Source organism: Mycobacterium sp., assembly GCF_035314905.1.
Classification (GTDB): domain Bacteria; phylum Actinomycetota; class Actinomycetes; order Mycobacteriales; family Mycobacteriaceae; genus Mycobacterium.
Genome location: NZ_DATFYW010000115.1, coordinates 1 through 5,462, shown reverse-complemented (window position 1 = coordinate 5,462; position 5,462 = coordinate 1). Strand labels below are relative to the sequence as shown.

General features: G+C 68.2%; 6 protein-coding genes. 2 read left to right on the top strand and 4 right to left on the bottom strand.

Going from position 1 to position 5,462, the window contains the following annotated elements; genetic code table 11:
- On the bottom strand, positions 1–173 hold a 173-nt coding region (locus tag VKG81_RS09715; RefSeq protein ID WP_324395719.1), incomplete at its 3' end, for a metal-sensitive transcriptional regulator.
- Positions 174–788, bottom strand: coding sequence for a DUF305 domain-containing protein (locus tag VKG81_RS09710; protein WP_324395718.1), 615 nt, complete (start codon positions 786–788; stop codon positions 174–176). It abuts the gene before it with no gap.
- Between the two features lie 63 nt (positions 789–851).
- On the opposite strand from VKG81_RS09710, the gene ilvD reads away from it, so the two are divergent.
- Entirely contained in the window at positions 852–2,540 is a 1,689-nt protein-coding gene (gene ilvD / locus VKG81_RS09705) for a dihydroxy-acid dehydratase (protein WP_324395717.1), read from the top strand.
- Here ilvD and VKG81_RS09700 read toward each other — a convergent pair whose 3' ends face one another.
- Together VKG81_RS09700 and VKG81_RS09695 are read right to left on the bottom strand one after the other, a co-directional pair.
- Complete coding sequence (locus VKG81_RS09700) at positions 2,541–3,350, bottom strand: DAPG hydrolase family protein (protein WP_324395716.1); 810 nt, start codon at positions 3,348–3,350, stop codon at positions 2,541–2,543. It abuts the gene before it with no gap.
- The gene (locus VKG81_RS09695; RefSeq protein ID WP_324395715.1) at positions 3,350–4,690 is read right to left on the bottom strand and encodes an FAD-binding oxidoreductase; all 1,341 of its coding nucleotides are present in this window, start codon (positions 4,688–4,690) and stop codon (positions 3,350–3,352) included. The genes VKG81_RS09700 and VKG81_RS09695 overlap by 1 nt, the downstream gene beginning before the upstream one ends.
- 43 nt (positions 4,691–4,733) lie before the next feature.
- On the opposite strand from VKG81_RS09695, the gene VKG81_RS09690 reads away from it, so the two are divergent.
- Positions 4,734–5,462, top strand: a 729-nt coding sequence (locus tag VKG81_RS09690) for an IclR family transcriptional regulator (RefSeq protein WP_414685212.1), incomplete at its 3' end; no start/stop codon positions are given.

The following is a 5,462-nucleotide window of genomic DNA, read 5'->3' as shown; positions in this document are numbered from 1 at the left end:
CCGAGCGCAACGGACTGCAGGGCGCTGTTGACCGCGCTGATCTGGGTGAGGATGTCGATGCAGTACTTGTCGTCGTCGATCATCCTCGCGATGCCCCGCACCTGGCCCTCGATGCGCCTGAGCCGCTTGGCGTAGTCGTCTTTGCGTTCCGAATAGCCTTGTGTCGCAGACACTTAACCTCCCAGCATTTGCTTCATCTGGTCGATCTCAGCCTGCGCAGTGGCGATGATCGACTTTGCCAGTGCGATAGCGTCCGGGTTCTGTCCGTGCGCGATCTCGGCCTGAGCCATCCCGATCGCGCCTTGGTGGTGAGAGATCATCGACTGCAACCAGAGCTTGTCGAAGTCCGGGCCGTTGAGCGTCTGGAGCCTGTCGATGGTGGGTTGGTCCACCATGCCCGGCATGCCACCGTGCATGCTGTTGTCGGCGTTCGGATCCTCGCCCCACTGCAGCAGCCACGCCCTGAACGCCTGGAGCTGAGGCTCCTGCTCGCCGGTGATCTTCTGCGCGAGCGTGATCAACTGCTCGTTGGTCGTGTTGCTGGGCACCATCGCCGACAGTTGGATGGCCTGCACGTGATGCGCGAGCATATCCCGCGCGAAGGCGACATCGGCGTCGTTGTGGACGCCGGGTTGCGCGTCGGCCGTGGCGTCGGTGGAGGTCGGTGCCGTCACGGACGACTGGGCGGCGTGCTGGTCCGTCGGCGACGAGTTGCCACACGATGCCACGATGGCGACGGCGGAAAGCGCCCCGAGCGCCGCGGCTACGCGAACACGGGTGGACGGCATGCCAGCCACCCTACGCGATACCCCTACAGGGTATTAAGACCGCCGCGCGGGCATACTTGGATGATGGTCGATATAAAGCCGCGCAGCCGTGACGTCACCGACGGCCTGGAGAAGGCTGCTGCCCGCGGAATGCTGCGGGCGGTCGGCATGGGAGACGAAGACTTCGCGAAGCCGCAGATCGGCGTCGCGTCCTCGTGGAACGAGATCACGCCGTGCAACCTGTCACTGGACCGGCTGGCCAAGGCCGCCAAGGACGGCGTGTTCGCCGCGGGCGGTTATCCCCTTGAATTCGGCACGATTTCGGTGTCCGACGGCATCTCGATGGGCCACGAGGGCATGCACTTCTCACTGGTGTCGCGCGAAATCATCGCCGACAGCGTCGAAACCGTGATGCAGGCAGAGCGGCTCGACGGGTCGGTGCTGCTGGCCGGCTGCGACAAGTCGCTGCCGGGGATGCTGATGGCGGCCGCACGCCTGGACCTGGCCGCGGTGTTCCTCTACGCCGGATCGATCCTGCCGGGCCGGGCGAAGCTGTCCGACGGCACCGAGCGTGACGTCACGATCATCGACGCGTTTGAGGCGGTCGGCGCCTGTAGCCGGGGGCTGATGCCGCGCCAGGACGTCGACGCGATCGAGCGGGCGATCTGCCCGGGCGAGGGCGCCTGCGGCGGCATGTTCACGGCGAACACGATGGCCAGCGCCGCCGAGGCGCTCGGCATGTCACTGCCGGGCAGCGCGGCCCCGCCGGCCACCGACCGTCGCCGGGACGGCTTCGCCCGGCGCAGCGGCCAGGCCGTCGTCGAGCTGCTGCGCCGCGGGATCACGGCGCGCGACATCTTGACCAAAGAGGCGTTCGAGAACGCGATCGCCGTGGTGATGGCGTTCGGCGGCTCGACGAACGCGGTGCTGCATCTGCTCGCGATCGCCCACGAGGCGAACGTCAAACTGTCGCTGGAGGATTTCACCCGCATCGGGGCGAAGGTCCCGCATCTCGCCAACGTGAAGCCCTTCGGGCAGCACGTGATGTTCGACGTCGACCGTATCGGCGGCGTGCCGGTGGTGATGAAGGTTCTGCTGGACGCCGGCCTGCTGCAGGGCGATTGCCTGACCGTGACAGGTGAGACGGTGGCACACAACCTGGCCCGGATCGCGCCGCCGGATCCTGACGGCAAGGTGCTCCGTGCGCTGGACAACCCGATCCATCCGACGGGCGGCATCACGATCCTCGGCGGCTCGCTGGCCCCCGAAGGCGCGGTCGTCAAGACGGCCGGCTTCGATTCCGACGTCTTCGAAGGCACCGCCAGGGTTTTCGAGCGGGAGCGAGCCGCGTTGGACGCGCTGGAGGATGGCACGATCGGGCCTGGTGATGTGGTCGTGATTCGCTACGAGGGACCCAAGGGCGGCCCGGGCATGCGGGAGATGCTGGCGATCACCGGCGCGATCAAGGGCGCCGGGCTCGGCAAGGACGTGCTGCTCATCACCGACGGGCGGTTCTCCGGGGGCACCACCGGGTTGTGCGTCGGGCACATCGCCCCCGAGGCAGCCGACGGCGGACCGATCGCGCTCCTGCGCGACGGCGACCGGATACGCCTCGACGTGCCCGGCGCGACTCTGGACGTGTTGGCCGACCCGGCCGAATTCGCCTCTCGCCAGGAGGATTTCGCGCCGCTGCCTCCGCGCTACACCACCGGCGTGCTGGCCAAGTACGTCAAGCTGGTGGGCTCGGCGGCTAACGGCGCGGTCTGCAGTTAGCTACTCGTCGCCGAACTGCTCATAGAGCGCAGGCAGAAAACCGGCGAGATGGTTCATCTCCTGCGCGCAGTGCACCATCAGGTTGCGGGCGTAATCCGCCGATGCACCGAGGATGTGCGACGCGACCGGCCGCACGACGCGATTGGCCAAGCCCGGCGCTTTGCGCACCGCGATGTACGGTCCGCCAAGCCAGAACCGGGATCGCATCTCGCTGCCGTTGCTTGTCGAGCGGATGTGGTGAATGAACCAGCCGGCGTCCACGGGGACGTCGCGTGAGCCGAGTCGAGCGCAGACCGGGACGACGTCGTCGTCCGCGGCGGGCAGGCCGAACGTCGCAGGCACGAGGAACCGGATCGCGGCGTGCAGCATCGACGACCCGATGTACTCGCTGATCGACGATGTGCGGCCGACATACCGCGCAGAGCCGCGGCGGCCGGCGTCGTCGCCGTCCTGCCAGGCGGCGGAGACGTGCGCCCGGGGATGCCACAGCTTGTAGCGGCGGGAGTCGCTGCCGTGCCAGCCGAACCACCAGGACCACATCTGCGGGGTCACGCCGGGCATGTCGGTCCGCACCGCCACCTGGATGCTGCCGTCGTCGAGAACGCCGTAGCCGTTCTCGGTCTGCTGGTAGCCGTCGTCGGCGAGCGTCGCCAGGTCGTCGAACGCGAGCAATGTCGGCCCGGCCTGCGGACCATGCTCGAGCGCCTCGATGACGTGTCGGGGTAGCGGCGCCATGTCGGGTTGGAAGAACTTGCCGTACGGCGTGTTCGTGTCGTCGTCGCGGTAACCGAGGTAGCCGCCGGCGGCCATCAGATCCGCCCCATCCAGCTGTGGAACAGGCCATCGGGGTCATAGGCGGCTCGCACCTCGTCGAGGCGGGCCATGCTCTCGTCGGTGGCGAACTTCGCCGGGCGCTGGCCCAGGTTCTCGTCGGCCAGTTGGATGCCGGTGGCCAGGTCGGCCATCGCGGCCATGTTGGAACGCGCCCAGTCGCCGTACTTGTCGTCGTCGGCGGGGTCCTTCCACGCGTCGTAGAGGGCCAGGTAGATCTCGTCTTCGACGCTGTAGGCCATGTCCTGGCGGGGCGGGGACGGGCCCCAGTTCAGCCACAGGAAGTGCGAAGGGTGCGACGGCATCGTGTCGATGATCCGGCGGATGCCCGGCAGCAGGTCATCGGCCGGCGCCGACGTCCACATGTTGTCGGCGGCGTAGCGGTGGTCGGCCAGGTAGTTGCTCATCACGGCCGTGTACCACGTCGGCAAATCGGTTTGCGCATAGGGAACTTTGATGATCGCCTTGTCTACGACGGGGCATGCGCCCAGCAGCGCGAGGGCCTTTTCGGCTTCCTCCTCGGTGTCGGCGAACGCCGGTGATGCGAACACGATGGCGGGGCCGTCCAGGTCCGCGCCCGGGACGCTGCGGGATGCGACGATCTGCAGCTCGACCCGGCGGTCGACCTCGGCGCTGACCTCGCGGGCCCATGTGTAGATGTCGTCGGCGAGGTCGATCGGGTAGGCGTAGAGGCTGCTTGCGCAGACCGCCGGCCGAGGGTGGAGCTTCAGGTGAAACGAGGTGACCACGGCGAAGAAGCCCGGCCCGGCGCCGCGGGCTGCCCAGTAGAGATCGGCGTGATTGCCGGCATCGCAGTGAATCTTGTCGCCGTCGGCGGTGACGACGTCGAGGCCGATCACGCTTTCGCAGGCAGGGCCGAGGACGCGGCTGTTCCAGCCATAACCACCCTGCAGCAGGTACCCGCCGACGCACACGCCTTTGCAGTGCCCGGCGGGGAAGAACAGTCCCGAAGCGTCGAGGTCGGCGGCCAGCACACTGCCGCCCTTGCCCGGTCCGACCACGGCGATCCCGCGGTCGGCGTCGACGGTGGCGTGGTCGAGGCCGCTGACGTCGAGCAACACGGCGCCGTCGCGGAGGTGATTGGCCGCCCAGCTGTGCCCGCCCGAACGGATGCTGACTCGATGGCCGCCGGCTTTGGCGTAACCGATCGCGGCCACGACATCGTCGGCGTCGACGGCCTGCACGATCAGATCGGGATAGCGCTCAGGCACACGTCGATTCCACACGGTTCCGCGCCGGGCCGGTTCGTACCCGTCGTCGCCGCGGAAGAAGTGCCGCCCGGCCGGTAGCCCACCCATCTGGAGCTCCTTTGATCCATATAGCGGCTCTTCCCGATCCGCTATGCGGAGCAATATAGTGGGGAACGTGCCGCGCACGGGGCGAAACGACCCGACGAATCGCGATGCGGGCATTCAGGTGCTGCGTCGCGCCTCGGCAGCGCTGGACGAAATTGCCACCGCGCCCGGACGCCTGCGCCTCGTCGACCTCGGTGAGCGGCTCGGGTTGGCCAAGTCGACGGCTCGCCGCCTGCTGGTCGGCCTGGTCGAGGTGGGGCTGGCGCGCGTCGACGAGCGGGGCCGGTTCTCGCTCGGCGACCGCCTGCTGGGGTTCAGCACCGCCGACGCGGCGCAGGTGGTCGGGATCTTCCGGCCGACGATCAAGCGGGTCGCCGAGGCAACAGGCGGCGAGACGGTCGACCTGTCGGTGCTACGCGGCCACCAGATGTGGTTCATCGATCAGATCGAGTCGTCACATCGGCTTCGAGCTGTCTCCGCTGTCGGGGGCCGATTCCCGTTGACCGACACCGCCAACGGCAAGGCGGCTCTCGCGGTTCTCGGCGACGCCGCTGCCGAGCTCGAGATTTCGCGGTTCAATCCCGAGGTCGCCGACCGACTGCACCGCGAAATCGCCGAGATCCGATCCACCGGGATCGCGTTCGACCGCGACGAACACACCGTGGGCATCTCGGCCGCCGGTATCGCCCGGCGCGCCGCGGGCGCCAACGTCGTCGCGATCTCGGTGCCGGCCCCAACCGATCGGTTTCGGGCCAACGAGGACCGCATCGTCGCG